The sequence below is a fragment of the Solidesulfovibrio aerotolerans genome (assembly GCF_009856865.1).
Taxonomy (GTDB): Bacteria; Desulfobacterota; Desulfovibrionia; order Desulfovibrionales; family Desulfovibrionaceae; genus Solidesulfovibrio; species Solidesulfovibrio aerotolerans.
Window position 1 is genome coordinate 39,654 of sequence record NZ_WVUD01000014.1, and the last position, 24,641, is coordinate 64,294.

Here is a 24,641-nt window from a genome sequence, read left to right on the forward strand (position 1 = left end):
GGGCGCGCTCAGGTGGCGTCGTACAGGTCGGGTTCCAACGGCAGGCGGACCCGAAAGACAATGCCTTCGCCCGGGTTGACGGTAAACGACGCCCGGCCGCCGAGATAGCGCTCGGTCAGCAGTTTGATGCTGTAGGTGCCAAGGCCCCGGCCCAGGCCCTTGGTGGAAAACGACCGGCTAAAGATGCGCATTTGGACGCTGCGCGGGATCTCCCCGGCGTTTTGCACCCAAAATTCCACAGCATCCGCCAGGGGCGTGCAGCCCAGGCGCACCAGACCGCCCGGGGGCGTGGCCTCCAGGGCGTTTTTGACCATGTTGCCCAGCACCCGGCGCAGTAGCACCGGATCGGAATGAAACACCACCTGGCTGCAGCCGTCGTGGCGTTCGAGGCGTTTTTGCCGGGCTTGTTCACCGTTTTGAAAAGTGGCTTCCACCACGTCGAGGATGTCCACGGACCGCAGCGGGGTGATGTTGGTTTCCAGTTCGTTGGTTTCGGCAGCCAGGAGCTGCTTTTGATAGGTGATCTCGTCGGTGAGCTGGGAAACGGCCCGGTGGATGAGTCTGGCGTCGGCTTGCAGCGATTGCGGGGCCTCCTCCACCAGAAATTCCATCAGTCCCTGGACACCGCCCACGGTATTGAGCATGTCGTGGAAAAAAAGCCGTTCAAGGGTGCGCCGACGTTTCTCGTGGCTCACGTCGGATATGGAAAAAATCAAATAATGTTCTGCATTTAAATGGATAGAGGCCGAGGACACGCGCAGGTCCAGGGCTTCAATGCCGGTTCCGGCGTCGCGGTTGATGGCGCATTCCTGGATGTTGTCCTGGCCGGCCAGACCCAGCAGGATGGAGCGCACTGCCCCGCATTGGGCGCAAAATTCGCTGGAACCGCAGCCGCCCGGGTGTTCGGCGGCATGGACGCAGCGAAAGGCCTCTCCCGGACGTTTGCCAAGGGCCTCGCGGATGTCGCCGATGCCGATGACGTCTACGAACTTGCGGTTGCCGTGGACCACCTGGCGCTGCCGGTTGAGCACCATGGCGATGATGGGGATGGCGTTTAAGACACCGGGGATGGCGTGGTTGGCGAGAATCGAGAATTGTCGCTGGATTTCATCGCTGCAAGCCCGTTCGGACGGGGCAAAGCATGTCGGGTCGGGCTCGTCGGCCATGGCGGCTCCTGGCGTTTGATCCGTGAAAAAGGACGCCATAAATCATTAAGAAGACTGCGGGGAATGTAAAGACCCAAAACAGACCCCGGGCCGCTGTCTGGCGGGTGCGGGGCGGGGATAATGCGTATTCGTCTTGGCAGGGCGGGCAGGGCGGTCTGGCCCGGGCGTGGATAGTTTTAGGTGGTTTCCGTGCCCTGGCTGGCGACCAGATAGCCGATCAGCGCTGCGTTAAGGATCATCCCGGGCGTGCCGCCGGCGGCCGCAGTGGTCGTGGCGGCGGCAAAGGCCGAGGTGGCGGCCGCGGTTGGCTGCAGGGCTGTGGTGTCGGCTGTTGTTGCGGACAGGGCGGCAGTTTGGGCATCCGTCGTGGTGGCCGTGGACGTTGGTATGGTGACCTCGCCCAGGGTTGTCAGCAGGCTGTCCGTGGCCGCCTGGCGTTCCTTTTCGGTGGTGGCGCTGCCCAGGGCGGTATTGTAGCTGGAATAGGCGTCGAAATACTGGAACTGCACGCTGGTCTGGGCCTCTTCGGGCACGAGGCTCTTCATGGTGGCGTTGAAGCTGGCCTGGGCTGTGGTGATGTCCTTGCTGCGCGTGGCCGACGAGCTGGCCCCGTTCTGGGCGCTGGTGAGCTTGGCGCAGGCCAGGTTGTATTGGTACGCCCAGTTAACGACTTCGCTGGTGTCAATCGAGGTGGCCATGGGTGCCTCCAGGCGGCAAGTTCGGCCCTCCTGCGGCAGGAGGGAACCGTGTGGCCTGGGAAAAAGCAAGAAGCCTGCCACCGGATAATCGGGCTTAACACCAAGCAATCATAGGCGTTGTCTCTGACAGGTGGCGGCAGATTTTGCCGCCGGGCCAAAGCACCCTTGGCCGGGCGTCACGCAGTCTCCACACAGCCGTCACCACCCTTTCAAATCTCCCGGGCAAAAAGCGAGCATACGGTTCCTGCGGGATGGCCCGCGCCACGCAGTCATTACAACCGAGGCCAAGGGAGAACGCGCCATGGGACAGCTCGACGTGGAACGGATCAGCGAAGTGTTGTGCGACATGCTCGAAACCCTGAAAGGCAAATCGCGTGAGTCGCTGGATATAATGGCCAGGGAAGAGACGGTCTATGCCGACGTGGCCGACCGGGCGGCTGTTGAGTCCGACCGGCACATGGCCCTTATCATGGGCGAGCGCGACCGTCGCTGCATCAGCGAAATCCATGAAGCCCTGACCCGGGTTAAAGACGGTGAATACGGCATCTGCCAGGAATGCGGCGAAGACATCGGTCTGGCCCGGCTGCGGGCCAAGCCCACGGCTTCGTTGTGCGTCCACTGCCAGTCGCTGCTCGAAGACAGTGGCCGGCCGTATTTGCAGGGCCTGCGGGGCGAATCGGCTTTTCTGGAAGAATAGGGGGCGCACGCATCCACGTACGTGTGTTGTGGTGGCAGGAGAGGCAAAATACGGGGTGTTTAATCCCGGCAAGTCCTCTCGTGCATTGCCGAGCCCGCCACGAGACGTTTTGGATTGGGGCGCAGTGGATGCAGCCGCGCCGCTGGCTGACGCAGCGGGCCGGCCCTTAAATGGTCGGCTGGGCCGGTAAAACGAGCCGGGCCAGCCCGCCCCCCTGTGCGCCCCGGGCCAGGGTCAGGCTGCCGCCCATGTCCTCGGCCCGTCGCCGGGCCATGGGCAGCCCCATACCGACGCCCACGGCTTTTGTGGTCGCAAAGGGGTCAAAGGCAAAGGCCAGGACGGCTTCGTCCGGTCCTGGCCCGTTGTCGGTCACGGTCACGGACACGGCGGTGTCCAGCCAGGCAAAGGTCAGGCCCACCACCCCGTTCCCTGCCGCCGGGCCGTTGGGGCCGCACAGGGCTTCCAGGGCGTTGGCGCACAGTTCGGTCAGGATTTCGGTGACAAGCGATGCATCGGTGAGCAGTTGCCCTGTGGCCACGGTGAGGGCCAGCCGGGCCGTTGCCCCGGTGCGAAGTGCTGCCGCCCCAAAGGCCCGGGTGGCCAGGTCGGCCGGATCGCACAGCGCCGGCGTCGGTTCCCGCCGCCGGGCATAGGCCGAGACCGCCTGCACCACCGCTTCCAGCCGTTTGGCACCATCCAAAATCATGGTCAGGGCTTCGGCCTCGGGATCGTCGGCCGCCTTGCCCCGCAGCAGGCGTCCGGCAAAGCCGCCGACGACCATCAGCGGGTTTCGGATCTGATGGGCCACGGCCAGGGAAAACTGGCCAAGGCTCTCGATGCGCTCCCGCTGGACGGCCTGGATGCCGAGCAGCATGGACCGTTCGCGCTCGTGGAGACGATAAATTTCGGTGACGTCGGTGATTTCGATAAGAATGCCAAAAATCTTGTGGTTTTCCAATAAAAGCGAACCCGACAGGCGAAAGCGGCGCAGGCTGCCGTCGGGATGGGCATAGGCGATGCCCACGGGCTCGGGTTTGCGGCTGTGCTTGAGCGGTGCGGCCAGAAACCGGGCCACCCGCCGGGGTGCGTCGACACGGGCGATGATGGCGGCGGACAGTCCCGGATCGGCCAGTTCGCCGGCGCTGTAGCCCAAAAGGGCCGTGGCGGCGTCATTGGCGGCGTAGCAAAGGCCCTGGCTGTTGAGAATGACCACGCCGGCGGAAAAGCTGCCGAGCAGATCGTGAAAATAGTTGGAATTGGCAAAGATCAACATACGGGCCTCGCAGGGTATGGATTGGCCGTGCGAGTATGGGCCGGGCGGGTTACGGCCCGGTGACGCGGCGGGAAACGACGTTTTTGTCGGGTGAGAAGACGCTTTTGTCCGGCAGCGGGTGACCAAGCGTTGGCAACAGGCCGGAAAAATTGTGGAAGGCAAATGGACCGCAATTTGCTAAAGAGCCGTTATGGACACCCTTGATACCCGCTACGGCTCCCTGTCGGCTGACGGCCCGGTGGAACGCCACCCGGACGGCGGCCTGCGCGCAGCCTTCCTCGTCGCCCCATTCGCCCTGGACACCACCGCCGGCCGGCTCACTCCGCAACATTCCAGTGACGACTCCCGGCGCATGTTCAAGCCGCCTTTGACCTTTCATCCCAACGGGCAGGTCCGTTCCGTGCCGCTGGAAACCCGCACCGTGGTGCATACCCCGGTCGGGCCGCTGCCGGCCGAACTGATCACCTTTCACGAAAACGGGGCGATTGCCCGGGTGTTTCCCTTAAACGGCAAGCTGTCCGGCTATTGGACCGAGGCCGACGAGGGCGGGCTGGCCGAGCCCCTGCGCATCGCCACCCCCATCGGAACCCTGGCCGCCAAATTCGTGGCCGTGGCCTTTGACCCGGCCGGCCGGCTGCGCAGCCTGACCCTGTGGCCCGGGGAGGAAATCGTGGTGCGCGCGCCGTGCGGCAACGTTCCGGTGCGCCTGGGTTTGTCCTTTCATGCCGGCGGCACGGTGTGCTCGCTGGAACCGGCCCGGCCCCTGGAGGTATCCACCCCGGTCGGCTCGATCTGGGCCTATGACCCCGATGCTGTCGGCATCAGCGGCGATGATAATTCCCTGGTCTTTGATGGCGACGGGCAGGTGGTGCGGGTGGCCACCGTGCGCTCGAGCGTTCTGGCGCAGTTGCCGGACGGTTCGCGCCAGGAGCTTTCCCCGCTGGTGCGCGACAGCATCTGCGGCGACGGCGACCAGGAACTGACAGCGCTTATCCTGGAATTTGCCGCCGACAGCCTGACCGCCCGCCACGGGGTTGCCGCGCCCGTGGCCGTTTTCCCCCGGGCCGGCGTCCATTATGCGACCCGCCCCTTCGTGGCCGCCTTTGCCCTGAGCTTCGCGCCTAAACAATGTTCCATGTAGGCCGCTTTCCCTTGACGCCCCCCCCTTTCGGACTGATATAAGAAAGCATCCAGAACCGAAGCCGGCCGCAAGCCTTCTTGGGCTGCGGCTGCGGCGCGGGCAAGGCCTGCTTCCCTGGCGATGTGCACGGAATCCTTCCGTTGCGCTGACGCTGGCGGGGCCGGCGCACTGCATCTTTCGGGCGAGCGCACCGGGATGCACCAAGGAGGTCTTTCGTGGGTAAAACCACAAGCGTCTTGCTGGCTGTGTTTTTTTTGCTTTTTGCAAGCGTGGAGTTTGCCGCAGCCAAACGGCTCGGCGGGGGCGGCTCCATGGGCAACCGGCAGTCGTTTAGTTCATCCACCACGCCTCGTCCGTCCATGGCCCCGCCAGCGGGCGGGTTTACCTCGCCGCAATCGGGCGCAGCCAATCCGGGCGGCGGCTTTTTCTCCCGTCCGGGGATAGGCGGCATGTTCGGCGGTCTGCTTGTGGGCGGGCTTTTAGGCTCGATGCTTTTTGGCGGCGGCCATGGCGGCGGCGGTCCGGGCCTGCTCGATATGCTGCTGATTGGCGGCGGGTTATTTTTGCTGTTTAAGTTCCTGCGCGCCCGTCGCGCGGCCACGGCCGGCGGGCCGGGCGTTGGCCAGCCCATGGCCCGGTCCTACGAGTCCGAGCCGTTGGGGCAGGCGAGGCAGGCGGCGGCCGGCGGCTGGAGCAATCTCGGGGCAGACCCGAGCGGCCCGGCTGGCCCGACGGGGCCGGATCTGCCGCCCGGCTTTGACACCGAGGAGTTCCTGGCCGGGGCCAAGGCGCTGTTCGCCCGGCTGCAACGCTCCTGGAGCAGCCGCAATCTGGCTGACATCGAAACCTTTGCCACCCCGGCTTTTATGGCCGATGTGCGTAAGCAAGCGGCAGACGACCCGACGCCGACACCGACCGACGTCTTGCTGGTGGACGCCAAGCTGTTGGAAGTGCGCAGTCAGGGCGGAATGACCATCGCTTCGGCCTATTTCGATACGCTGCTGCGCGAAGACCCCAAGGCCGGGCAACCCGAGCAGGTGCGTGAAGTCTGGCATTTCGTGCGCCGCGAAGGTGTTGCGGGCGACGCCTGGAAGCTCGACGCCATCCAGCAGATGGACGCGTAACGGGCACTGCGGCCGACTGGCCGCCGACGCCAAAAGGGAGGGGGACGGCCCCCTCCCTTTTTTTGTGCCCGCGCCGCAGCAACGGTGATGTCCGTCAAGTGCAAACAGCGTTTCCCTATCCATAGCCGACCAGATTGCCAGCCAGCGCCAAGAACCCCTTAAAAACATCTCCAGTTGGGGGGTCCGGGGGGATCATCCCCCCGGCCGCCGGAGGCTCTTCTGCCTTCTGCCTTCTGCCTTCTATCTTCTGCCTTCTTCTCTCTCTCGCCCCCTGGCCGCCGGGCGGGGCTTAATAGCGCGAATAGGTCACAACATCCTCCTGGAACTGGGTCATCACTTCGTCGGTCAGGGAGGGACGGACCAGCGTGATCTTTTCCAGGATGCATTCCGTGGTCACCACAAAGTCTTTTCCGGTCTCGTATTCCCGGTCAAAGGCGTATTGGGCGATGAGCTGATACAGGTGTTCCAGATCAGCCGGTGTATAGTGCCGCGTCTGTTTGACAATGCAGTCCAGGTCGATATCCCCGACATTGATCCGGGCGTTGTGGTGTTGCAGGATCGTCCGCCGCCCATCGTCGTCGAGGACGCCCACCGGGATGATGCAGTCAAAACGGCCGGGCCGCAGCAGTGCCGCGTCCAATTGCCGCACATAGTTGGTGGCGCACACCAGGAGCACCTTGTTGCCCTGACTCTTGAGCAGGGGAACCTGCTTGAGGAATTCGTTGGTGATGGAGCGGTCGATGCGGTCGGCCTCGTCCCGGCTGGCCGCGAGTTCCTCGAATTCGTCAATAAAGATGACGGCTTCCTCAAGGCGACGGGCCTTTTCCATGGTGGCGCGCAAGTTGGCACCGATTTTGTCCACGCCTTCGGCCATGAGCATGCTGGGCGCGATTTCGATGAACCACCAGCCGAGAAACCCGGCCATGGCTTTGACGAAATGTGTTTTCCCCGTGCCCGGAGGGCCGAAGAAGACGATGGCTTTGGGGGTGACAACGCCGTGTTTCTTGGACAGGCCTTCTTCCTGAAGCGGTCGGATGATGCGTTTCTGGACGAGTTGCTTGGGCGGTTGCGAATCGGAGATGGTTTTCCAGATGTCGCGGTCGATGTATTGGGCACCCATTTCGCCGAGAAGGTCGGCCTGGCGTCCCAGCCGCAGATCCTGCCCGGCCACGAAGTTGTCCAGGAAATCGATACAGGCGGCCCGAAAGCCCACGTCCCGGCCGAGTTTTTCGGACAAGACCCATTTGTGGTCCATGATTTTCTGCCACAGGTCGGCGGCAATGGCTTCATCGAATTTAATGCCGCTGGCCTCAAAGATGTCCGTACTGTAATCTGTCGGCATAACGCTATTAACTGTCTGCGTTTGCATAGGGTATCCTCCTCAATGGCAGAGACAATTCATTTCAAAAATGAATCTGCCTTGGAATGCGTCGGAGTGGAATAGTGGGTGGAGCGTGCGAAGTGGAGCGTAGAAGTGTCTTGGACAATGGGCGTGATGCCTGTTGCTGTCAACTGTTTTTTTGACAGCATTGTTTTTCAGGGCGGCGAGCGGTTGGTGTTTGCCCGGTCAGGGCGTTCCCGCAGCCGGCTTATGCGTTCGGTTCGGGGGCGTTGGCGGTCCGCTCGCGCCCCAAGGCGACAACCGGGTCAGCGCAGAGGGGAGCTGCGCCGCCCTGCCCTGGAGAGCCCGGCCGCCCCGACCACGCCCGCCCCGGCCCCCGCTGCATGGCATGGACTCCGGGCGCGGCATCGGGTAAGCAGGCTGGCGGCCCCAGGCGTCCTGTTCCCGTGCGGATTGGGCTTTGGGAAACGGCTGCAGACGATGGCCGCGACCACGTTTTGGACGCGGCAGCGGTCCGAACAAGCAGGCTTTGCCCTTTCGGGCCAGCGACCAAGCACCTCTTTTAGCCCAGGCGCACCATGAAGACCAACACCCTGTCGGCCCGATGCCCCTTGCCCAAAGTGCGCTGCACGCTCCCGGCGCTCCTTGTCCTCATGCTCGCGGTGGGGGTCTTTGTTTCCGGCTGCGCCAGGGTTTCCATCCGGGAAGTCCCCATTGCCCAGCGCTACGACGCCCTGGACCGCTCGGCCATTAATTCCGACCGGCCCAGCGAATTGACCCTGGCCTTTTTAAAGCAGCGCGACCTGGACGGGCAATGGAAAAGCGATCCCGACAGCCTTATCACCGCCCTGGACGCCAAGTATCAGGCCGATCCGGGGCCGGGGACGCTGTTTGCCCTGATCGAACTGACCCACCTGCAAGCCAAGCGCTACGCTGCCCAGCCCGAACAGTCTGCGCCCTTTGACCTTTCCTGCGCCGTTTATTCCTATCTGTTCCTGTTTGATCCCAAGGTCGCCCCGGACAAGGGCTATCTGCGCCCCAACGCCCGGCTGGCCGCAGAGTTTCACAACCGTTCGTTGTCGCGCTATCTGCTTTACGCCCGCGCGGCCGGCATTGGCTTCAGTCCGGGACAGACCCTGGCCACGGCCAACGCCTCGGTGGAACTCAAGGATCGGGAATATGGCCTGGCCTTTGCCCCGGACGAGATCAGCAGCTACCATCTGGCTTACGAATACGCCGTCTCCGGCCTGGACGTGACCTATACCGTGCCGGGCCTGGGCGTGCCGCTGATTCTCGTGCGCGAGGCTGGCGCGGCCCGGGACGACCGGCCGGAAGAACGATTTCTCACCCGGGTGCGGCAAGTGCTGGCCGCAACGCTCTTTTTGCGCATCGAGACGGAACCGGCGACCGGTCGCGGCGGGCGGCGGGTCTACCGCAGCCGCCTGGAACTCTACGACCCCATGCGGGTCAATACCGTGGCTGTTGATGGCATGACCGTGCCCCTTGAGACGGACATCTCCACGCCGCTGGCCTGGATGGCCGCCCATGCCCCGGCCCCCCAGGGCATCAAGGGACTCATGGACCCCCAGGCTTTCCAGTCGGACCAGGGCCTGTACATGCTCCAGCCCTACCAGAAGGACAAGATTCCGGTGGTGTTCGTCCACGGCCTCATCAGTTCCCCCATGACCTGGCTGCCCATGATCAACGGGCTTATGGGCGATCCGAAACTGCGGGAACGCTACCAGTTCTGGTATTTTTCCTATCCCACCGGCAACCCGGTGCTGTACTCGTCCATGCTGCTGCGCCAGGCCCTTTTAAGCGCCCAGGCGACCTTTGATCCCACCGGGTCCAATCCGGCCTTTAACAACATGCTCATTGTCGGCCATAGCATGGGCGGGCTTTTGACCAAGGACATGGTGCAGGACTGCGGGGACCTGCTGTGGAACACCATCTCCAAAACGCCCGTAGCGCAGTTGGCTTTGCCCCCGGACATCCAGGAGCAGGTAGAAAAATTGTTCTTTTTCAAACGCTTGCCGTTTGTGACTGAGGTCATATTTATTTCCACGCCCCATCGGGGATCGGAAATGGCCCTGGGGACTATCGGAAAGATCGGCAAGGCCCTGGTCACCTTGCCGCTGACCCTGGTCAAGGCCAGCGCCACGCTTTTTACGTCCCTGGCCCGGCACGGCATGCATCTGCCCATCACCGGCGTGCCCACGGGCATCGACGGGCTTTCGCCGAAAAATCCCCTGCTGGAACTCACAGCCGCCATGCCCGTGGCCGTGCCCTTCCACTCCATCATCGGCAACGAGGCAAAGGGCGGCGTGGCCGGCGGTTCCGATGGTGTGGTGCCTTATCGAAGCTCCCATCTGGACGGGGCCGCGTCCGAACTGATCGTCAAATCCGGCCACGGTGCCCACGAGCATCCCCTGGCCATCCGCGAGGTGCGGCGCATCATGCTGGAGCACATGCGCACGACCGATGCCGCCACGTCAGAGGCGACGGTCGCGCCTGACGTGACAACCGCGCCGGCAAAGCCAAACGGGCGAGGGAAGCCGGCCGTGCCAGCAAAACAGAGTGAGCCGGCAAGACCGACTGCACCAAAGCAGGCCGTGCCGGCTCAACGGAACGCGCCCGCCGCTCCGGCCGCCGCAATCCCCCCGGTCCCATGCGCCGTGCCGCCAGCGGCAACTGCCGCAACGGCCCCGACTGCGCCGTGAGCCGCCGGGCCAGCCTGATCCGCGTGGTCCTGACGGTGCTGGCGGCGCTGGCCGTGGCGCTTATGACCGCCTGGGCCGCCCTGGCCGTCTACTGGTCGGATATCCCCGGCCAGACCCTGCGTCTGGTCCTGGCCGCCGGGGTGGTCCTGGCCACGCTTGCGGCCTTTGGCCTGACCCGCCGCCGGGGCTGGACGCTCCTCGCCTTTCTTGCGGCCTTTGCCTGCTTTGTGGTGTGGTGGTCCGGCATAAAGCCCGCCAATGACCGGGACTGGCAGCCCGATGTGGCCGTATTGCCCTATGCCGACGTTTCCGGCGACAGTGTGACCGTGCACAACATCCGCAACTGCGACTATCGCAGCGAAACAGACTATACGCCGCGCTACTACGACAAAACCTTTGATCTGGCGCACTTGGACTCTGTTGATCTCATTGCGGTCTATTGGATGGGTGACGCCATCGCCCATGTGATGCTCAGCTTCGGCTTTGCCGGGCAGGACTATTTGTGCTTCTCCATCGAGACCCGCAAGGAGCGCGGCGAAGACTATTCCTCGCTCAAGGGCTTTTTCAAACAGTACGAGCTCATCACCGTGGCGGCCGACGAGCGCGATCTGATCCGGTTGCGCACCGAGTATCGCCGGCCGCCGGAAGATGTCTATCTGTACCGCACGCGCCTGAAACCTGACGTTGGCCGCAAACTTTTTCTGGAATACGTCAAGGAGATGAATCGGCTGCGCCAAACGCCGGAATTTTACAACACCCTGACCACCAACTGCACCACCAATATCGTGCGGCATTTTCGGGCTTTTGGCGATCTGGTGGGCTACAACTGGAAGATTCTCTTTTCAGGCTTTGCGCCGCTCTACGCGTATGAATTGGGCGGGCTGGACGATGCTTTGCCCTTTGCAGCGCTTCGGGCCAAAAGCCTGATCAATCCGGTGGTCCATGACGCCGGGGACGGATCGGATTTTTCCCGGCGGATTCGGGCGGGGTTGCCGGGAATTGATCCGGCCCAGGCGCGGCAGCCGGCTGCCGTCAGCCCTTGACCACGCAGGAAAGGTCGTTCGGGCTGGTGAACAGGGGCTTGTCAAAGGCGATGCCGAATGCGTCGTCTTCCACCCAGCGCACCGTGGCCATGCGAAATTCGCCCAGCGGCCCCACCGGCTGGAGTCCGGCGTTAAATAGGATTTTGTCGTGCTCGGCCACCGGGAAGCCCTTGGCCTCGACAAAGCGCAACCGCGCGCCAAGCTCGCTCAGGTCAATGATATGCACCTCGGCGGCCTGATGGCGCGTCTGCACATGCCCCCGGTGCAAGGCGTCGTCGGCGCAGAAGGACACGCGTTTGGCCGACCGGCGATCCCCGCACTCCCGGCAGCGCCAATAGCACGGCGCGGGCGGTCCGCGATCGACCAGCTCGTGCCAGGCCGACTTGCCGCAGGCCGCGCATTTTCGAAGTTCCACCAGCGGCATGGCGAGTGTCCTTTGGCTGCGGGTATTTATTATCTGAATCTGTTATCAGGTTACGTGGTTAACCCGTTGCCGTAAAGACCTGCAGACGCCGGGCCGCCGGTCGTGTGCCAACAGCCGGACGCGTTGGAGTGTACGGGCCGGGCTTGCGGCGCTAGCGGTCGCGGTCCTTTCAAAGGTCTGCCCAAGCCAACTGCGGCTGCGTACCGAGCGTCCCCTCGACGCCGCCTGCCCGGCGTGGTAGCCCCTCTCCCGTCGCCTCCGCCTGCCATAAACCTGCCAACCGGACGAATCTATGGCCTCTGAAATCTTTGGCAACCGGGCCTTTACGCGTTTTTGGACTGCGCGCAGCGCCTCCGGCTTTGCCTACCACATGACCGCCGTGGCCGTGGGCTGGCAGGTGTATGACCTCACCGGCAGCGCCTTGATGCTCGGGCTGGTCGGGCTGGTGGAATTTTTGCCCCAGTTCCTGCTCACCCTGGTGGTGGGGCAGGTGGCCGACCGTTTCGACCGCCGCCGCATTGCCGGCGTGTGCCAGTTGGTGGAAGCCGCCGCCCTGCTGTTGCTGTTGGCCGAGGCGGCCGGCGGCCTTCTGGGCCTTGGCGGCATCTTCGCCTGCGTGGCCCTTATCGGTGCGGCCCGGGCTTTTGAGACGCCGACCCTTCAGGCTTTGTTGCCAAGTCTCGTTGCCCCGGAGTCTTTGCCGCGCATGCTGGCCTGGAGCGGCTCGGTCTGGAAGACGGCCATGATCCTCGGGCCGGCGGCCGGCGGCGTGCTTTTTATGCTGGGGCCGGGCGTGGTCTACGGTCTGGGCGCTCTGGTCTATGTCCTGGCCAGCTTGGCGGTCCTGTCCATTCCGGCGGCGGCCAAGGTACCCGCGCCGGCCGGGAGCTTGTGGAGCACGGCCCTGGACGGGCTGCGCTTTATCCGTCGCCGGCCGATCATTTTCGGGGCCATCTCCCTGGATCTGTTTTCCGTGCTCCTGGGCGGGGCCACTTCGCTGCTGCCGGTCTTTGCCCGCGACATCCTGGCTGTGGGGCCGGGCGGGCTGGGAGCCTTGCGGGCCGCACCGGCGCTTGGAGCCCTGGCCATGTCGCTCTATCTCACCCGTTTTCCGCTTAAGCGCCGGGTGGGGCGCACCATGTTCGCGGCGGTGGCTGTGTTCGGCCTGTCCACCATCGTCTTTGGCCTGTCGCGCTCCTTTCCCTTGTCCGTGGCCGCCCTGGCCGTACTGGGGGCCGGGGACATGATCAGCGTGGTCATCCGCTCCACCCTGGTGCAGATCGACACACCCGATGCCCTGCGCGGCCGGGTCAGCGCTGTCAACGCCGTCTTTATCGGCACCTCCAACCAGCTTGGCGATTTCGAGTCCGGGCTTATCGCAGCGGCGCTCGGCGCAACCGGGGCCGTGGTGGTCGGCGGGCTGGGGGCCTTGGTCGTGGTGGCCCTGTGGATGCGCTTTTTCCCGGAACTGGCCCGGCGCGACCGGCTGGTTCCCCATGTTCCCGCCGTCGGCCGGCCGGGGGAGACATAGGCGAGGCAGGAGCGCAACGAAAAGGACCGAACGCGCCACCCGGCCAGCCGCCGTCAGGCCGGCCGGGCTGGAGCCATGCCTTGTCTTGGGGGCGGTTGCCCCGTATCGAAAAGGCGGCGCGCCGCAGTATCGGCAGCCCGGGGAGGCATTATGGACATACAGGATTGGCGTGGGGAATTTGCGGTTACGGCCGATACGGTGTTTTTTAACCACGCAGCGGTGTCGCCGCTGCCGCGTCGGGCCTGTCTGGCCGGGCACGAAGTCTTTGCCGAGCGCTGGCGGCGGGCGTCCAAGGACTATATGCGCTGGCTGGCGCTGGTGGCCGAGGCCAGGGACCGGGCCGCCCGGCTGCTTGGCGCTGCCGCTACCGACGTGGCCTTTACCGGCAACACCTCCTGCGGCCTGTCGCTGGTGGCGGCCGGCCTTGCCTGGCAGCCCGGCGACCGGGTGGCTGTGACCTGGCCGGATTTCCCGTCCGTGCGGTTTCCTTTTGACAATCTGGCCCGGCTTGGCGTCACGGTGGTGGAAATCCCCAAGCACGACGGCGTGGTGGACATGGAGGCCGCGGCCCGCCTTATTCCGGGTTGCCGGCTGGCGGTTGCTTCCACGGTGGACTGGATGACCGGCGCGGCCCTGGACTGCGCCGCCTTTGTGGGGCTTTGCCGGCAATCCGGGGCGCTTAGCTGCCTGGACGCCATCCAAAGCCTTGGGGCGCTGCCCTTTGACGCCTCGGCCCTTGGCGTTGATTTCGTGGCCGCCGGCTGCCACAAATGGCAGCTTGGCCCCATGGGGCTGGGCATTTTTTACGTGGCCCCGGCGGCCGCCCCGACCTTGGCCACGGTGCTGGCCGGCTGGCGCAGCATGCGCGACGAGGAGCGTCTGGGCGAGGCGTTTTGCTTAAAAGACGGGGCCGGGCGCTTTGAGCCGGGCACCCAGGACATTACGGCCATTGCGGCCTACGGCGAGTCCCTGGCCTTACTGGAAGAGGTCGGAATGGAGCGCGTTGGCCAGCGTATTTTTGCCGTAACACGCGGGCTGGCCGAGGGACTGGCCGAACGCGGCCTGACCGTCGTCTCGCCCCAGGGGGCCGGACAGTGTTCGGGCATCCTGTCCTTTGCCCATCCCGATCCGACCGGGCTTTTCACCCATCTGGAAGCTGCCGGCGTGGCTGCCTCGCCCCGGGGCGGGCGCATCCGGCTGTCGCCGCATTTTTATAACGACCACACCGACGTGGCCCGGTTTTTCACCATCCTCGACGCTTTCGACAGGCGGTAAACGACCGCTTGTGCCGGGGCTCGCCCGACTTTGGGCGCGGGCGGGCCATAGTAAAAGGGCTGGGGCAAGCGGGAGTGGCGCGGGCTTGGTTGCGGGCCAAAAGCGGTGAGTGCTTTATTGCTGTAATCAGACGGATGGCGGCAAGATACTTCTAGGGTGCAGCCTGTCGATTTTTGAGGCTGTTAAGTATTCTGAATGAAAGACTTTCACAACGTTCCAAACCGTTGTCAATACCATGGCATAGCAACGCACCGCCCACTTTGCCGGCAAGACTTCTTCCCCTGAGTTCCAATACAGTGCTACAAGGCACCATGGAATCCGCGTTTAGCCCCCGGCATGCAGTTGCGTGGAGGACTCTTCAGGGTTGCCTTCCCTTCAAAGCATTCCGGCAACGCCTCAAAACCACCAAGGAACTTTTCCCATGAACGAAGTCACCCGTCGCAAATTCCTCGGCGTCGCCCTGGGCGCAGGGTCCATGGCCATGCTTCCCGGGCTGGCCTTCGGGTCGGCCAAGGCCGCAAAGACCGCAGCCAAACAAACCAGCCTGGCCACCGGACAGGCCATGGCAAGTATCAAAGCGCTTATTGACGAACTGCGCGCCGAAGGCCGGGCCTTTGCCGCCGACACCCTGGCCAGCGACAACAACGCCCAGTGGGATCGTCTTCTGGAGCACTATTTTGACCGCAAAAAATTCGCGTCCATCTCGGTCAACGCCGCCAATCTGTGCCCGTCCCTGCGGCCGGTCAACCGTATGTCCGCCCTGGTGCGCGACATGCTCGAAGCCGACATCTCCTTCCCCATGCGCGGTGAACTGGCCCAGGCCAGCCTTGGCTATGGTCTCAGTGCGGTCAAGGACTGGTTCGGTCTGGGCGGCTCGGACGCCAAGGCCGATTTCCTGCTGGCCCTGACGGCCAATTCCACCATGGGTAACAACTTCGTCAACAACGGTTTGGTGACCTCTGGCTTTATGGACCCGCAAAAGGACAACATCGTGGTCTGGGACGTCAATCATCCCACCAACTACGATGCCTGGATGTATCGCAAGGCCACCCAGGGCTGGGGAGCCGACTCCATCAGGATACTTAAGACCAAAATGTTTTCAAGCACCGTGACCGATGCGGAACGCAAAGCCGGCACCATCCCCTCTGACCCGCAAAGCGAGGACGAGATTATCGCTGCGCTGCTCGCCCTGGTCGACGAGCGAACCAAGCTGGTGACCCTGTCCTGGCAATCCAACGAATGCGGCATGGTGTTGCCCATGCAGCGCATCGTCCAGGAGCTGCGTGCGGTCAATAAGAACATCCATATCCACGCCGACAGCGCCCAGACCTTCGGCGTCCTCGACCTCAAGCTCGGGCAGGTGGACGTGGACAGCATCGCCGGCAGCTTCCACAAATGGCCCTGTGGACCCAAGATGGTCGGCATCCTGTACATGAACAACAAACACGGCGCGGCCGAGCGATTCACCCCAAGCATCTGGGGATACGACGAATACATCAACACCCCGGCTGATTATGGCTTTGCTGCAAATACCGGCACTATCGACCCCAATGCCAAGCGATTTTCCTATCTCGGCCAGCAAAATGATGCCACGCTGGTCGGCTCCTGGATGGCTGCTCTCTTTCACACCGGCCAGATTCATCCGGGAGTCACCGCAGCCAGGATTGAGGCCCGCATTCACTATCTCGGCGGGCAGGTCAAGAATTCTCTATTTAAGCATTTGCCGAAGATATTTCCAGATTTCACCCCAAAAACGGCGGCCCAATGGATCGCAACGCCGACGAGCAACGACAAGTTGCGCAGCTCGGTGTATCTCTTCAAGGCCCCTGAGGGTATCGTCGCTGGCGACGTCATGAAGCATGTGTACGAACAGCATCGGTTTGCTATTGCCAACCTCAAGGTCATGGGCCACGATCTGCTGCGGATTTCGCCTACCATCTGCAACAGTGCCAAGGACGTCGATGACGTGGTGGCAGCTGTGGTGGATGTCGTTTTGGCCATGAAAAAGAAGACTCTTGCCAATAACACCCATACGCGGTCCTACGCTTAGGGGAAATCACGCATTCGCCCGAGTCTGCCATTGCACGCGTCGGAGAACCGAAAAAAAGCCGGGGAACCATATGGTTCCCCGGCCTTTTGGCGTGGCGCGGTTGTCTAGGCCGGAAACGAGCGGGCGAACAGATCGGCGATGGCGGCCAGGGCTGCCTCGTTGGGAAAGCGCGTGCCCGTGCCGGTGAAATGGGTCTGGGTGATGACCGGGGCCGGGGCGGCCTGCCAGGCGCCGCTTTTCCAGGTGTACCAGCTGTTTTTCTCCTGGCAAAAGACGAACAGGGGTTTGTTGCAGATTTTGGCGAATTCCGCGCCCCAGCCCGTGCCGCCGGTGACGGTGCCGTCTTCGTGGATGACGCCGATGACAAAGACTTCCAGGCCGGCGTCCACCTGATGCATGATGGTGCGCAGCACCATGCGGATTTGCGGGCCGTTGCTGAATTTGCGGTCCAAAAGCTTGGAGACGTAGGTCAGGCTCACGTCTTTTTTGACCAGCTCTTCGTTGGTCAGCACGCGGATGCCGCGGGTGCGGTCGATGCGGTGGCCTTCGAAGGTGAAATTGACTTCCTGGACGCCGTACCGTTCGGCCTGGCGTCCGAATTCGGCTTCAGCGCCCTGGGCGCCGCCGCTAAAGAGCGTGAAATTCGTGGCGTTGGGCATTTCGACTCCTATGGGTTGCGGATCAAGGCCGGATGGGTTCGCCGATCCTTCCTATTGCACCTTTGCCGGCTGTTTCGCAACACCGGGGCAGAGGGTCGCGGCCATATCTACGGCGTTTTGAGGCCAATAAGGCGCAACAGCCCATCGAGGATGGTCAACGGATGGGGCGGGCAGCCGGGTACAAAAAGGTCTACGGGCAGATGGGGGGTGGCCCCGCCGGTGGTTTCCGGGCTGTCGGCGAAAAGACCGCCCGAGATGGCGCAGGCCCCAACGGCTATGGCCACCCGGGGATCAGGCACGGCGTCAAAGGTGTCGCCCACGGCGGAAAGCATGTTGCGCGTCACCGGGCCGGTGACGACCACGCCGTCGGCGTGGCGCGGCGAAGCCACAAAATCGATGCCGAAGCGGCCAAGATCAAAAACGATGGTGGTCAGCACGTTGATGTCGGCCTCGCAGGCGTTGCAGCCGCCGGCACTGATCTGGCGCAGCCGCAGCGAACGGGCGAAGAGCTTTTGCCGGGCCGGCTCCAGGGGCGTGACCGTCGGGCGCGTGCCCGGCCGCAGGATAAGCCCCTCCCGGGTGCTGGAGGCCAGCCGGTGGTCGCCGGAAAACGACACCCGCCCGCCCGGACAGGCCCCGGCGCAGGCCCCGCACAGGATGCAGCGGCCAAGATCGAGATAAAGGCCATCTGCGTCGGCACCAAGGGCACGACTCGGGCAGACCCCGGCGCAGGAGCCGCAGCCCGGGGCGCAGGGTCCGGCACTGAGGATGGGCAGGCCCCGGTATCGCGGCGGCAACGGCGGCAGGCTCGCGGGGAAGGCGATGGTGCGATGGCCCTGGCGCAGGCGTTCCAGCAGGATGTTGAGCATAGCTGCGTATCCTAAAGATCGTGGCCGCAGTACGACAGGTTAAAGCTCTTGTTGCACAGCGGGAAATCCGAGACTTGTTGGCCGCGAAGGGCCAGGGCCAAGCCGAACCAGTTGTGAAAGGACGGATCGATGATCTTGTAAGCCGCAAATTTTCCGTCGGCATCGGTTGCGGCCACGTGGCGGATTTCGCCGCGCCAGCCTTCGACCAGCCCCACGGCCAGACTGTGGGGCGGCAGTGCGTCCGGCAGGGCCGCACGCACCGGCCCGGCCGGCAGATCGGCCAGGGCTCCTGCAATGAAATCCAGGGAGGCTTCCACTTCCAGCCGGCGTACAAGCCCCCGGGCCTGGACGTCGCCCGAGTCGTTGAGCTGCATGGGGATGTCCTTGGCTCCGGCCCCGGGCAAGGGGAAGGAGTGGCGGGCGTCGCGGGGCAGGCCGCAGGCCCGGGCCGGCGGACCGACCAGCCCGATGTCCCGGGCGGTTTCGGCGCAAAGCCGCCCCGTGCCCTCGAAACGGGCCAGGGCGGTGGAGGAAATAAAGAGAATGGCGGCGGCACCGAGAACTGCCCGGCCGGCATCGGCCACGCGCCGGGACAGTTCCTCTATTTCCGGCTGACCCAGATCCCAGGCCGTTCCGCCCGGCCGCACCAGTCCCCGGCCGAAGCGGTTGCCGCAGACAACGCCGGTGCAGTTGAGGAAATCGCCCCGGATGCGGCCGCAAAAGGACATGGTGGGCAGATAGCCGACGTCGCCGGCCAGGGCTCCGATGTCGCCGGTGTGGTTGGCCAGCCGTTCCAGTTCCAGGGCGATGCGCCCGATAGCCCGGCCCCGGGCCGGGGCGGTTAAGCCGGTCAGCGTCTCCAGCACGGCGGCGTGGGCCAGGCAGTGGCCGATGGTGGTGTCCCCGGCGGCAGTCTCCATAAAATGGACGGTGCGCCGGTCCGGGCCGCCGGCAAGTGCGGCCTCGATGCCCCGGTGCTGAAAACCCAGGCCGATCTCCAGGTGAATAACTTCCTCGCCGAAGCACTGGAACCGGAAATGCCCCGGTTCGATGATGCCGGCATGGACCGGCCCGACCGCCACTTCGTGGACCTGCTCGCCGCGCACCTGGAAATACTCCGTCACCCCCGGGGCCGGACGCGGCGTATCGGGCCGGGCCGGACAGCCGGTGAACCGCACGGGCTTGAGCCAGGGATGGCCCGTTGGCATGATGCCCCACTGCTCGTAGATCTCGCGTTCAAACAAGTGGCACTGGGGGCACTCGGGGGTCAACGAAGGATAGGCGGTGAGCGGGGCGGTGCGCAAAAAACTGAGCTGGCCGTCGTGGTCGCGGCCCATGAGGCAGCACAACTCCCGGCCGCCGGCGTCGCCGGGTAGGGTGAAAAGAGCCAGCACCCGCCAGCCCTCGGCCACGCGGTCAAGCACGCGGCAACGAAAGGCGTCCACAGGGGTCACCGGAACGGTGGTCAGGTCCAGGCGCTCGGTAGCGGCAAATTCCATGGCGGGTCAGCCTCCCAGGGACACGGCGGCGGCCGCGCGTTCAAGCAGGCCCGTCACGGCCTCGGGAATATACAGCCCAAGCACCAGCGTGGCGGCCAAAAGGAGAAGGGGCGGAACCACGGAGAGGAGTTGCTCCCGGCCCGGATGGGGCACGGCCGGGGGCAGCGGTCCCTGGATCATGCGGCAGACCGGCGTGGCCATGCCGATGAAAATGACCGCCAGGGCTACCATATAAAACGTGGCGGCAAACCCGTGCCCGCCGGCCAGCATGGCTTTGAGGATGGTCAGTTCGCTGACAAAAATGCCAAAGGGCGGCGAACCGACGATGGCCAGAAAGCCGGCCGTCCACAGGGCGGCGGTCACCGGCAGGGCGCGCGACAGGCCCCGGGCGTCGTAGCAGGAGCGGGTGTGGTACAGGGCCAGGATGTTGCCGGAAATGAGAAAGAGCGCTCCCTTGGTCAGGGAGTGGTTGACGGCGTGGAGCATGGCCCCAAACGTCGCGCCGCCGCCGATGCCCACACCAAGTGCCAGGATGCCCATGTGCTCGACGCTGGAATAGGCCAGCAAGCGCTTGTAATCACCCTGCCCGACGATAAAGACAGCGGCCGTGCCCATGGAAACAAGACCGAAAAGCACCAGCAGTTCACCGCCAAAGTCGCCCATGCCGGCGGCGACAAGCAGTTGCTGGGCACGCAGGATGCCAAGGAAGGCGCAGTTTAAAAGCGCCCCGGACAGCATGGCCGACACCAGGGACGGCGACTGGCTGTGGGCGTCGGGCAGCCAGTTGTGCATGGGGGCCAGACCCATTTTCGAGCCGTAGCCGACCAGCAAAAAGATAAAGGCCGCCCGCAACCAGGGGTGGGCCGCCCCTGCGGCCCGGGGGAGCATCTCGGTCAGGCCCATGGAGGTGAGTGGGCTGGCCGGATCGTAAAAGGCCACGGAAAATAAGATATTGCCCAAAAGGGCCAAGGCGATGCCCACGGAACAGATGACCAGGTATTTCCAGGTGGCTTCCAGGGACCGCCGGTGGCGGTGGAAATAGATCAGCGGGGCGCTGGAAAGGGTGGTGGCTTCGATGCCGACCCATAAGACAGACAGGTTGCGCGTGGCGCACACCACGGTCATGGCCGCCAGAAACAGCAGCAGGCACATGGTGAAAACGCGTTCCGGGGCGTTTACAAAGGCCGCGCCGTCCTGGAAATCGCGGCGGGGACCAGCCCCTTCATGGCCCAGATAGCCCACGGCGTAGCAGGAGGCAGCCACAAAAAGGAGGCTGGCCAGGGTCAGAAAAAGCTGCCCCAGGGCGTCGAGTTCGAGCAGTCCCCCGTAGGCCGGGGCCGGCGGGTGGACAAAGCAGGCCAGTGTCAGGGCTAAATGGATCAGGCCCGCGAGCACCAACAGCGCCCGGCGCGGGCCATCGGCCGGCAATGCCAGGGCGAGAAGGCCGGCCAGCAGGGGAACCAGGGGCAGAACGGTCAGCATGTCGATCAATCCCGCAGGCTGCAAAACCGTCCGACGTCGATGGACTCGAAGGTTTTATTGATATGGTGCAGGGCAATGCCCATGACGAAAACGGCCACGAAGACGTCGAGCAGAACCGACAGTTCCAGCCAGACCGAGCCTTGGGCCAGGGGCACGCCCAGGAGGAAAATGCCGTTGTCGGCGGCCAGATAGCCGATGACCTGGGTGATGGCCTTGCGCCGCGCCACCACCAGGGCCAGCCCGGAAAAAATCGAGGTCAGGGCGGCCGGGAAGAGCAGCGGCGGGAACAGGCCCGGCGGAAAGGGCAGCCGCGTCTCCAGCCACAGGGAAAAAAGCAGCCCGGCCACGCCTGATAAAAGCGACAGGTTAAATCCCAGATACGGCTCGACCACGGGATCGCCGCTTAAGCGCGACAGGGTGCGGGCCAACAACCAGGGGAAGCCGATGGCTTTGATGGCAAAGACGCCAAGGGAGAGGATCAGGGCATGGCTGTGGGGGTCCGGGCCAAGGACGGCCAGGGGCATGGCGGCCAAAAGCAGGCCCTGCACGGCAGTGATGCGGGTCAGTGTAATAAGGCGTGTGACAGCCAGATAGGCCAGATTGACGCAGACCAGGGCCACCAGCAGATATTGGGTCATTTCCATGGCCTACCTCCACACCGTCAGGACCAGGGACAAGGCGGCCAGGGCACCGGCCCCGCCCAAAAGACGCGGCACCCGCATGAGCCGCAGCCGGGCCATGACCGATTCCACCAGCCCGATGGCCACGGTGACGAGGAGCATGCCGGCTAAAAAGGCGGCCCAGCCGGCGGCCGGCGACAGGGAGCGCACCGGCAGGACGGCCAGCACGGTCAGGGCGGCAAAAAACCAGAGCTTGAGCGCAGCGCCGTAGACGATAAAGGCCATGTCCGGGCCGGAGTGGTCGAGGACCATGACTTCGTGGATCATGGTCAGTTCCAGGTGGGTGGTGGGGTCGTCCACGGGGATGCGGCAATTTTCGGTCAACAGGACAATGAAAAGGATCAGCGGCACGAACAGGCGTTCCGGGGCCAAAACGCCGGTCAATCCCCGGCCGAGCATGCCGGACAGGGAGATTTCCGGCGCGCCGACGGCCAGGACCAAAAAGCTTAAAAACAGCACCGGTTCGGCCAGGGCGGAAAAGGCGGCCTCGCGGCTGGCCCCCATGCCTTCAAAGCTCGATCCGGTGTCCAGGGCGGCCAGGATCAGGGCCAGCCGGGACAGGCCCAGGCAGTAGGCGGCCAGCATGAAATCGCCGGTAAATGAGACGGGCGCGGGGCTGGCCGGACCGGGCAGCAGGAGCAGGGCGCAGCCGACGGCGGCCAGGGACACGGCCGGCCCGGCTGCCAGCATCCAGGTGGCGGTGTGGCTTACCACCACGCCTTTTTGGATGAGCTTGGCCAGATCGTAATAGGTCTGCAGCAGCGGCCGGCCGACGCGCCCGGCCATGCGGGCTTTGACCCGGTTGATGATACCCGGGATAAGCGGCGCCAGGACCAGGGCGGCGACGATGTGGGTGAGCGCATTCATGGTTAGAGTTTCCAGGCCAGCAGGGCGACGACCGTGGCCAGGACGTAGAGGATGTAGAGGTGCACCCGGCCGTGCTGCACCACCTTCAGGGCATCGCAGCCCCGGGCCACGGCCTCAAAGATCGGCGTGAAAAACCGGTTCTTGACGGCGTCGGGGGTGGCCACGGTCAGTGTGGCCCGGGCCGGAAACAACCCCGGGTCCATGTCCAGCTGGATGGTCATGCCCATGGGCACGGGCATGATCCGGGCGGTTGGTTCGACAAAGGAGCCGGCTGTGTACTGCATGCGGGCTGTTGGGGCGGTATAGGCGCAGCCCCAGGTGGGGGCGGCGCGGCGGCCATGGGCGGCGGTTAACCGGTTGCGCAGCAGCAGCAAGGCCGCGGCCAAAACGACCAGGGCGGCCGAAATCAGACAGACGGTGCGGGTGGTGGCCAGGGCCATGGTCAGGGCGGCCCGGGCCGGGGCCAGATCCATGCCCGGAAAATTGAGCGCCGCCTGTCCGGCCAGGGACAAAAGGGCCGGGGCGAACAGGGCGGCCAGAACCACGCACACAGCCAAAAAGACCAGCGGCGCTTCGGCCAATCGGCCCCGGCTTTGGGCCTTGGCTGCGGCCGGAGTGCGGGGCTGGCCGAGAAAGGACAAGCCGCCGGCCTTGGCAAAGGCGGCCAGGGCAAACCCGCCCACGGCGGCCAGGGCGGCCAAAGCGCCGGCCATGCCCACTTTGGGGAGCAGGCCCGGCAGATCCAGCCCGGCCAGCATGGCCAGGGCCAGGACCAGTTCGCCGATAAAGCCCGACAGCGGCGGCAGACCGGCGATGCCGGCGGCGGCTAATAGAAACAGTCCGCCAACCAGCGGCATTCGCTTGGCCAGACCGCCCAGATGGGCGATGCGGACGCTGCCAACCACCAAGAGCACCTCGCCGGCGCATAAAAAGAGCAGCCCCTTAAAGGCGGCGTGGCTTAAGACGTGAAACAGCGCGCCGCAAAGGCCCAACATGGCCACGGCGTCGTCGCCGGCGGCCCGGCCGACCAGACCCAGGCCCAGCCCCAGGCAGACCAGCCCCATGTTTTCCACGCTGGAATAGGCCAATAAGCGCTTTAAGCCCCCCAGTCCCTGGGCACGCAGGATGCCGAACAGGGCGCTGACCAGGCCCAGCCCCACCAGCAGCCAGCCCTGCCAGGCAACCGGCGGGCCGAGCATCTCCAGGGCGCGCCACAGGCCGTAGACGCCGACGTTGATCATGCCGGCGGACATGACGGCGGTGACGTGGCTGGGCGCGGTCGGGTAGACCTCGGGCAGCCAGATATGGAAGGGGAACAGCCCGATTTTGGCGGCAAAGCCGGCCAGGGCCAACAGGAAAAGGAGTGCGGGCGCGGTCAGGCGGCCGTCCCCGGCGGCGGCAGCGATGGTCTCGAAACTACTCCCCCCGGCCTGGACCATGGCCAGGGTGAAAAAGGCGATGAGGCAGGCCGCGCCGATATGGGCGGCCACAAGATAGATCCAGGCGGCCTCGCGCACTTCGGATTCGTCATCATGCAGGCTGATTAAAAAAAACGGGGCCAGGGACATGATCTCCCAGGCAATGAGAAAACAGACGGCGTCCCGGGCGGTCATGACCAGGGAAAGGCCAAGGAGCAGCAGATTGAAAAAAAACCAGTGGGTGCCGCGCCGGTCGCTGCAGGCGTCGTGCCCGGCCAGAGCCGAGGCCCCGGAAACGGCAGCGGCCGCGCCCAGGACATAGACTGGCAGCAGGAACAGCCGGCTGGCCGGATCGAGGCCCAGGGAAAAGGCTCCCAGGGGCAGTCCCCAGGGCAGGACGATATGGCTGGCGGCGCTGGCCGGGGAGAGCAGCACGCCGGCCAGCCCGGCCAACGAACCGGCCAGGGCTCCGGCCGGCCCCAGGCGATTGGCGGCTTCCCGCCCGCCGCAGGCGACAGCGCAAATGGCCCCGATCAGATAGCATGCAAGTGACAGCCCGAGCCATTCCATGATTGTCAAACCTCGTTGGGTGCCCCATGGCCCCTGCCGGCGGCTGGTATCGTCGCCGAAAAAAGCAGTACGGCAAGGGGCCTAAGCCCCCTGCCGCATGATGTCAATGCCGC

The 24,641-nt window shown here is 64.6% G+C and carries 20 protein-coding genes; 8 read left to right on the top strand and 12 right to left on the bottom strand.

Features of this window, described 5'->3' with window-relative positions; genetic code table 11:
- Positions 1-8 precede the first annotated feature (8 nt).
- Positions 9-1,166, bottom strand: a complete 1,158-nt coding sequence (locus tag GTA51_RS09715) for a sensor histidine kinase (protein ID WP_160960642.1) — start codon at positions 1,164-1,166, stop codon at positions 9-11.
- Positions 1,167-1,342: 176 nt separating this feature from the next.
- On the bottom strand, positions 1,343-1,864 hold the full coding sequence (locus tag GTA51_RS09720) for a hypothetical protein (RefSeq protein WP_160960644.1): 522 nt from the start codon (positions 1,862-1,864) through the stop codon (positions 1,343-1,345).
- Between the two features lie 301 nt (positions 1,865-2,165).
- Here GTA51_RS09720 and GTA51_RS09725 point away from each other — a divergent pair, with 301 nt between their 5' ends.
- Complete coding sequence (locus GTA51_RS09725) at positions 2,166-2,561, top strand: TraR/DksA family transcriptional regulator (protein WP_160960646.1); 396 nt, start codon at positions 2,166-2,168, stop codon at positions 2,559-2,561.
- A gap of 166 nt (positions 2,562-2,727) precedes the next feature.
- On the opposite strand, the gene GTA51_RS09730 is transcribed toward GTA51_RS09725, so the two are convergent.
- Positions 2,728-3,834, bottom strand: a complete 1,107-nt coding sequence (locus tag GTA51_RS09730; protein WP_160960647.1) for an ATP-binding protein — start codon at positions 3,832-3,834, stop codon at positions 2,728-2,730.
- Between the two features lie 190 nt (positions 3,835-4,024).
- Here GTA51_RS09730 and GTA51_RS09735 point away from each other — a divergent pair, with 190 nt between their 5' ends.
- Complete coding sequence (locus GTA51_RS09735) at positions 4,025-4,975, top strand: hypothetical protein (protein WP_160960649.1); 951 nt, start codon at positions 4,025-4,027, stop codon at positions 4,973-4,975.
- 215 nt (positions 4,976-5,190) lie between these two features.
- Entirely contained in the window at positions 5,191-6,099 is a 909-nt protein-coding gene (locus GTA51_RS09740; RefSeq protein WP_160960650.1) for a TIM44-like domain-containing protein, read from the top strand.
- A 289-nt stretch (positions 6,100-6,388) separates the two neighbouring features.
- Here GTA51_RS09740 and GTA51_RS09745 read toward each other — a convergent pair whose 3' ends face one another.
- Positions 6,389-7,468: an ATP-binding protein gene (locus tag GTA51_RS09745; RefSeq protein ID WP_160960652.1), complete on the bottom strand. Its 1,080-nt coding sequence runs from the start codon at positions 7,466-7,468 to the stop codon at positions 6,389-6,391.
- Positions 7,469-8,019: 551 nt separating this feature from the next.
- Between GTA51_RS09745 and GTA51_RS09750 the strand changes: the two genes are divergently transcribed.
- Together GTA51_RS09750 and GTA51_RS09755 are read left to right on the top strand one after the other, a co-directional pair.
- Entirely contained in the window at positions 8,020-10,161 is a 2,142-nt protein-coding gene (locus GTA51_RS09750; RefSeq protein ID WP_211922515.1) for an esterase/lipase family protein, read from the top strand.
- Positions 10,110-11,204: an Lnb N-terminal periplasmic domain-containing protein gene (locus GTA51_RS09755; RefSeq protein WP_160960653.1), complete on the top strand. Its 1,095-nt coding sequence runs from the start codon at positions 10,110-10,112 to the stop codon at positions 11,202-11,204. The genes GTA51_RS09750 and GTA51_RS09755 overlap by 52 nt, the downstream gene beginning before the upstream one ends.
- Here the strand turns inward: GTA51_RS09755 and GTA51_RS09760 are convergent.
- Positions 11,194-11,628: a PilZ domain-containing protein gene (locus tag GTA51_RS09760; protein WP_160960655.1), complete on the bottom strand. Its 435-nt coding sequence runs from the start codon at positions 11,626-11,628 to the stop codon at positions 11,194-11,196. The genes GTA51_RS09755 and GTA51_RS09760 overlap by 11 nt on opposite strands.
- A 292-nt stretch (positions 11,629-11,920) precedes the next feature.
- Between GTA51_RS09760 and GTA51_RS09765 the strand changes: the two genes are divergently transcribed.
- The 3 genes from GTA51_RS09765 (at position 11,921) to GTA51_RS09775 (ending at position 16,484) form a co-directional block, all read left to right on the top strand.
- Complete coding sequence (locus GTA51_RS09765; RefSeq protein WP_160960656.1) at positions 11,921-13,159, top strand: MFS transporter; 1,239 nt, start codon at positions 11,921-11,923, stop codon at positions 13,157-13,159.
- A 150-nt stretch (positions 13,160-13,309) separates the two neighbouring features.
- A complete protein-coding gene (locus tag GTA51_RS09770) occupies positions 13,310-14,434 on the top strand; it encodes an aminotransferase class V-fold PLP-dependent enzyme (protein WP_160960658.1) in 1,125 nt (374 codons plus the stop codon).
- A 421-nt stretch (positions 14,435-14,855) separates the two neighbouring features.
- Entirely contained in the window at positions 14,856-16,484 is a 1,629-nt protein-coding gene (locus tag GTA51_RS09775; protein WP_160960660.1) for an aminotransferase class V-fold PLP-dependent enzyme, read from the top strand.
- A 104-nt stretch (positions 16,485-16,588) separates the two neighbouring features.
- On the opposite strand, the gene GTA51_RS09780 is transcribed toward GTA51_RS09775, so the two are convergent.
- From GTA51_RS09780 to GTA51_RS09810, 7 genes are all read right to left on the bottom strand, one after another.
- On the bottom strand, positions 16,589-17,143 hold the full coding sequence (locus GTA51_RS09780) for a hypothetical protein (protein WP_160960662.1): 555 nt from the start codon (positions 17,141-17,143) through the stop codon (positions 16,589-16,591).
- Positions 17,144-17,250: 107 nt separating this feature from the next.
- Complete coding sequence (locus tag GTA51_RS09785) at positions 17,251-18,012, bottom strand: NADH-quinone oxidoreductase subunit B family protein (RefSeq protein ID WP_160960663.1); 762 nt, start codon at positions 18,010-18,012, stop codon at positions 17,251-17,253.
- Positions 18,013-18,023: 11 nt separating this feature from the next.
- Positions 18,024-19,511: a hydrogenase large subunit gene (locus GTA51_RS09790; protein ID WP_160960665.1), complete on the bottom strand. Its 1,488-nt coding sequence runs from the start codon at positions 19,509-19,511 to the stop codon at positions 18,024-18,026.
- 6 nt (positions 19,512-19,517) lie between these two features.
- Positions 19,518-20,993: a proton-conducting transporter transmembrane domain-containing protein gene (locus GTA51_RS09795; RefSeq protein WP_160960667.1), complete on the bottom strand. Its 1,476-nt coding sequence runs from the start codon at positions 20,991-20,993 to the stop codon at positions 19,518-19,520.
- Between the two features lie 5 nt (positions 20,994-20,998).
- Positions 20,999-21,637: a hydrogenase-4 component E gene (locus tag GTA51_RS09800; RefSeq protein ID WP_160960669.1), complete on the bottom strand. Its 639-nt coding sequence runs from the start codon at positions 21,635-21,637 to the stop codon at positions 20,999-21,001.
- 3 nt (positions 21,638-21,640) lie between these two features.
- Positions 21,641-22,540, bottom strand: coding sequence for a respiratory chain complex I subunit 1 family protein (locus GTA51_RS09805; RefSeq protein ID WP_160960670.1), 900 nt, complete (start codon positions 22,538-22,540; stop codon positions 21,641-21,643).
- Positions 22,541-22,542: 2 nt separating this feature from the next.
- Complete coding sequence (locus tag GTA51_RS09810) at positions 22,543-24,528, bottom strand: proton-conducting transporter transmembrane domain-containing protein (RefSeq protein WP_160960672.1); 1,986 nt, start codon at positions 24,526-24,528, stop codon at positions 22,543-22,545.
- Positions 24,529-24,641: the final 113 nt, after the last annotated feature.

Excerpts from the sequence above, each read along its gene's own strand:
- GTA51_RS09765 (WP_160960656.1), top strand. The coding sequence starts at position 11,921 with ATGGCCTCTGAAATCTTTGGCAACCGGGCCTTTACGCGTTTTTGGACT.
- GTA51_RS09805 (WP_160960670.1), bottom strand. The coding sequence starts at position 22,540 with ATGAATGCGCTCACCCACATCGTCGCCGCCCTGGTCCTGGCGCCGCTT.
- GTA51_RS09780 (WP_160960662.1), bottom strand. The coding sequence starts at position 17,143 with ATGCCCAACGCCACGAATTTCACGCTCTTTAGCGGCGGCGCCCAGGGC.
- GTA51_RS09810 (WP_160960672.1), bottom strand. The coding sequence starts at position 24,528 with ATGGAATGGCTCGGGCTGTCACTTGCATGCTATCTGATCGGGGCCATT.
- GTA51_RS09785 (WP_160960663.1), bottom strand. The coding sequence starts at position 18,012 with ATGCTCAACATCCTGCTGGAACGCCTGCGCCAGGGCCATCGCACCATC.
- GTA51_RS09790 (WP_160960665.1), bottom strand. The coding sequence starts at position 19,511 with ATGGAATTTGCCGCTACCGAGCGCCTGGACCTGACCACCGTTCCGGTG.
- GTA51_RS09720 (WP_160960644.1), bottom strand. The coding sequence starts at position 1,864 with ATGGCCACCTCGATTGACACCAGCGAAGTCGTTAACTGGGCGTACCAA.
- GTA51_RS09750 (WP_211922515.1), top strand. The coding sequence starts at position 8,020 with ATGAAGACCAACACCCTGTCGGCCCGATGCCCCTTGCCCAAAGTGCGC.
- GTA51_RS09755 (WP_160960653.1), top strand. The coding sequence starts at position 10,110 with ATGCGCCGTGCCGCCAGCGGCAACTGCCGCAACGGCCCCGACTGCGCC.
- GTA51_RS09715 (WP_160960642.1), bottom strand. The coding sequence starts at position 1,166 with ATGGCCGACGAGCCCGACCCGACATGCTTTGCCCCGTCCGAACGGGCT.
- GTA51_RS09760 (WP_160960655.1), bottom strand. The coding sequence starts at position 11,628 with ATGCCGCTGGTGGAACTTCGAAAATGCGCGGCCTGCGGCAAGTCGGCC.
- GTA51_RS09745 (WP_160960652.1), bottom strand. The coding sequence starts at position 7,468 with ATGCAAACGCAGACAGTTAATAGCGTTATGCCGACAGATTACAGTACG.
- GTA51_RS09730 (WP_160960647.1), bottom strand. The coding sequence starts at position 3,834 with ATGTTGATCTTTGCCAATTCCAACTATTTTCACGATCTGCTCGGCAGC.
- GTA51_RS09800 (WP_160960669.1), bottom strand. The coding sequence starts at position 21,637 with ATGGAAATGACCCAATATCTGCTGGTGGCCCTGGTCTGCGTCAATCTG.
- GTA51_RS09770 (WP_160960658.1), top strand. The coding sequence starts at position 13,310 with ATGGACATACAGGATTGGCGTGGGGAATTTGCGGTTACGGCCGATACG.
- GTA51_RS09775 (WP_160960660.1), top strand. The coding sequence starts at position 14,856 with ATGAACGAAGTCACCCGTCGCAAATTCCTCGGCGTCGCCCTGGGCGCA.
- GTA51_RS09725 (WP_160960646.1), top strand. The coding sequence starts at position 2,166 with ATGGGACAGCTCGACGTGGAACGGATCAGCGAAGTGTTGTGCGACATG.
- GTA51_RS09795 (WP_160960667.1), bottom strand. The coding sequence starts at position 20,993 with ATGCTGACCGTTCTGCCCCTGGTTCCCCTGCTGGCCGGCCTTCTCGCC.
- GTA51_RS09735 (WP_160960649.1), top strand. The coding sequence starts at position 4,025 with ATGGACACCCTTGATACCCGCTACGGCTCCCTGTCGGCTGACGGCCCG.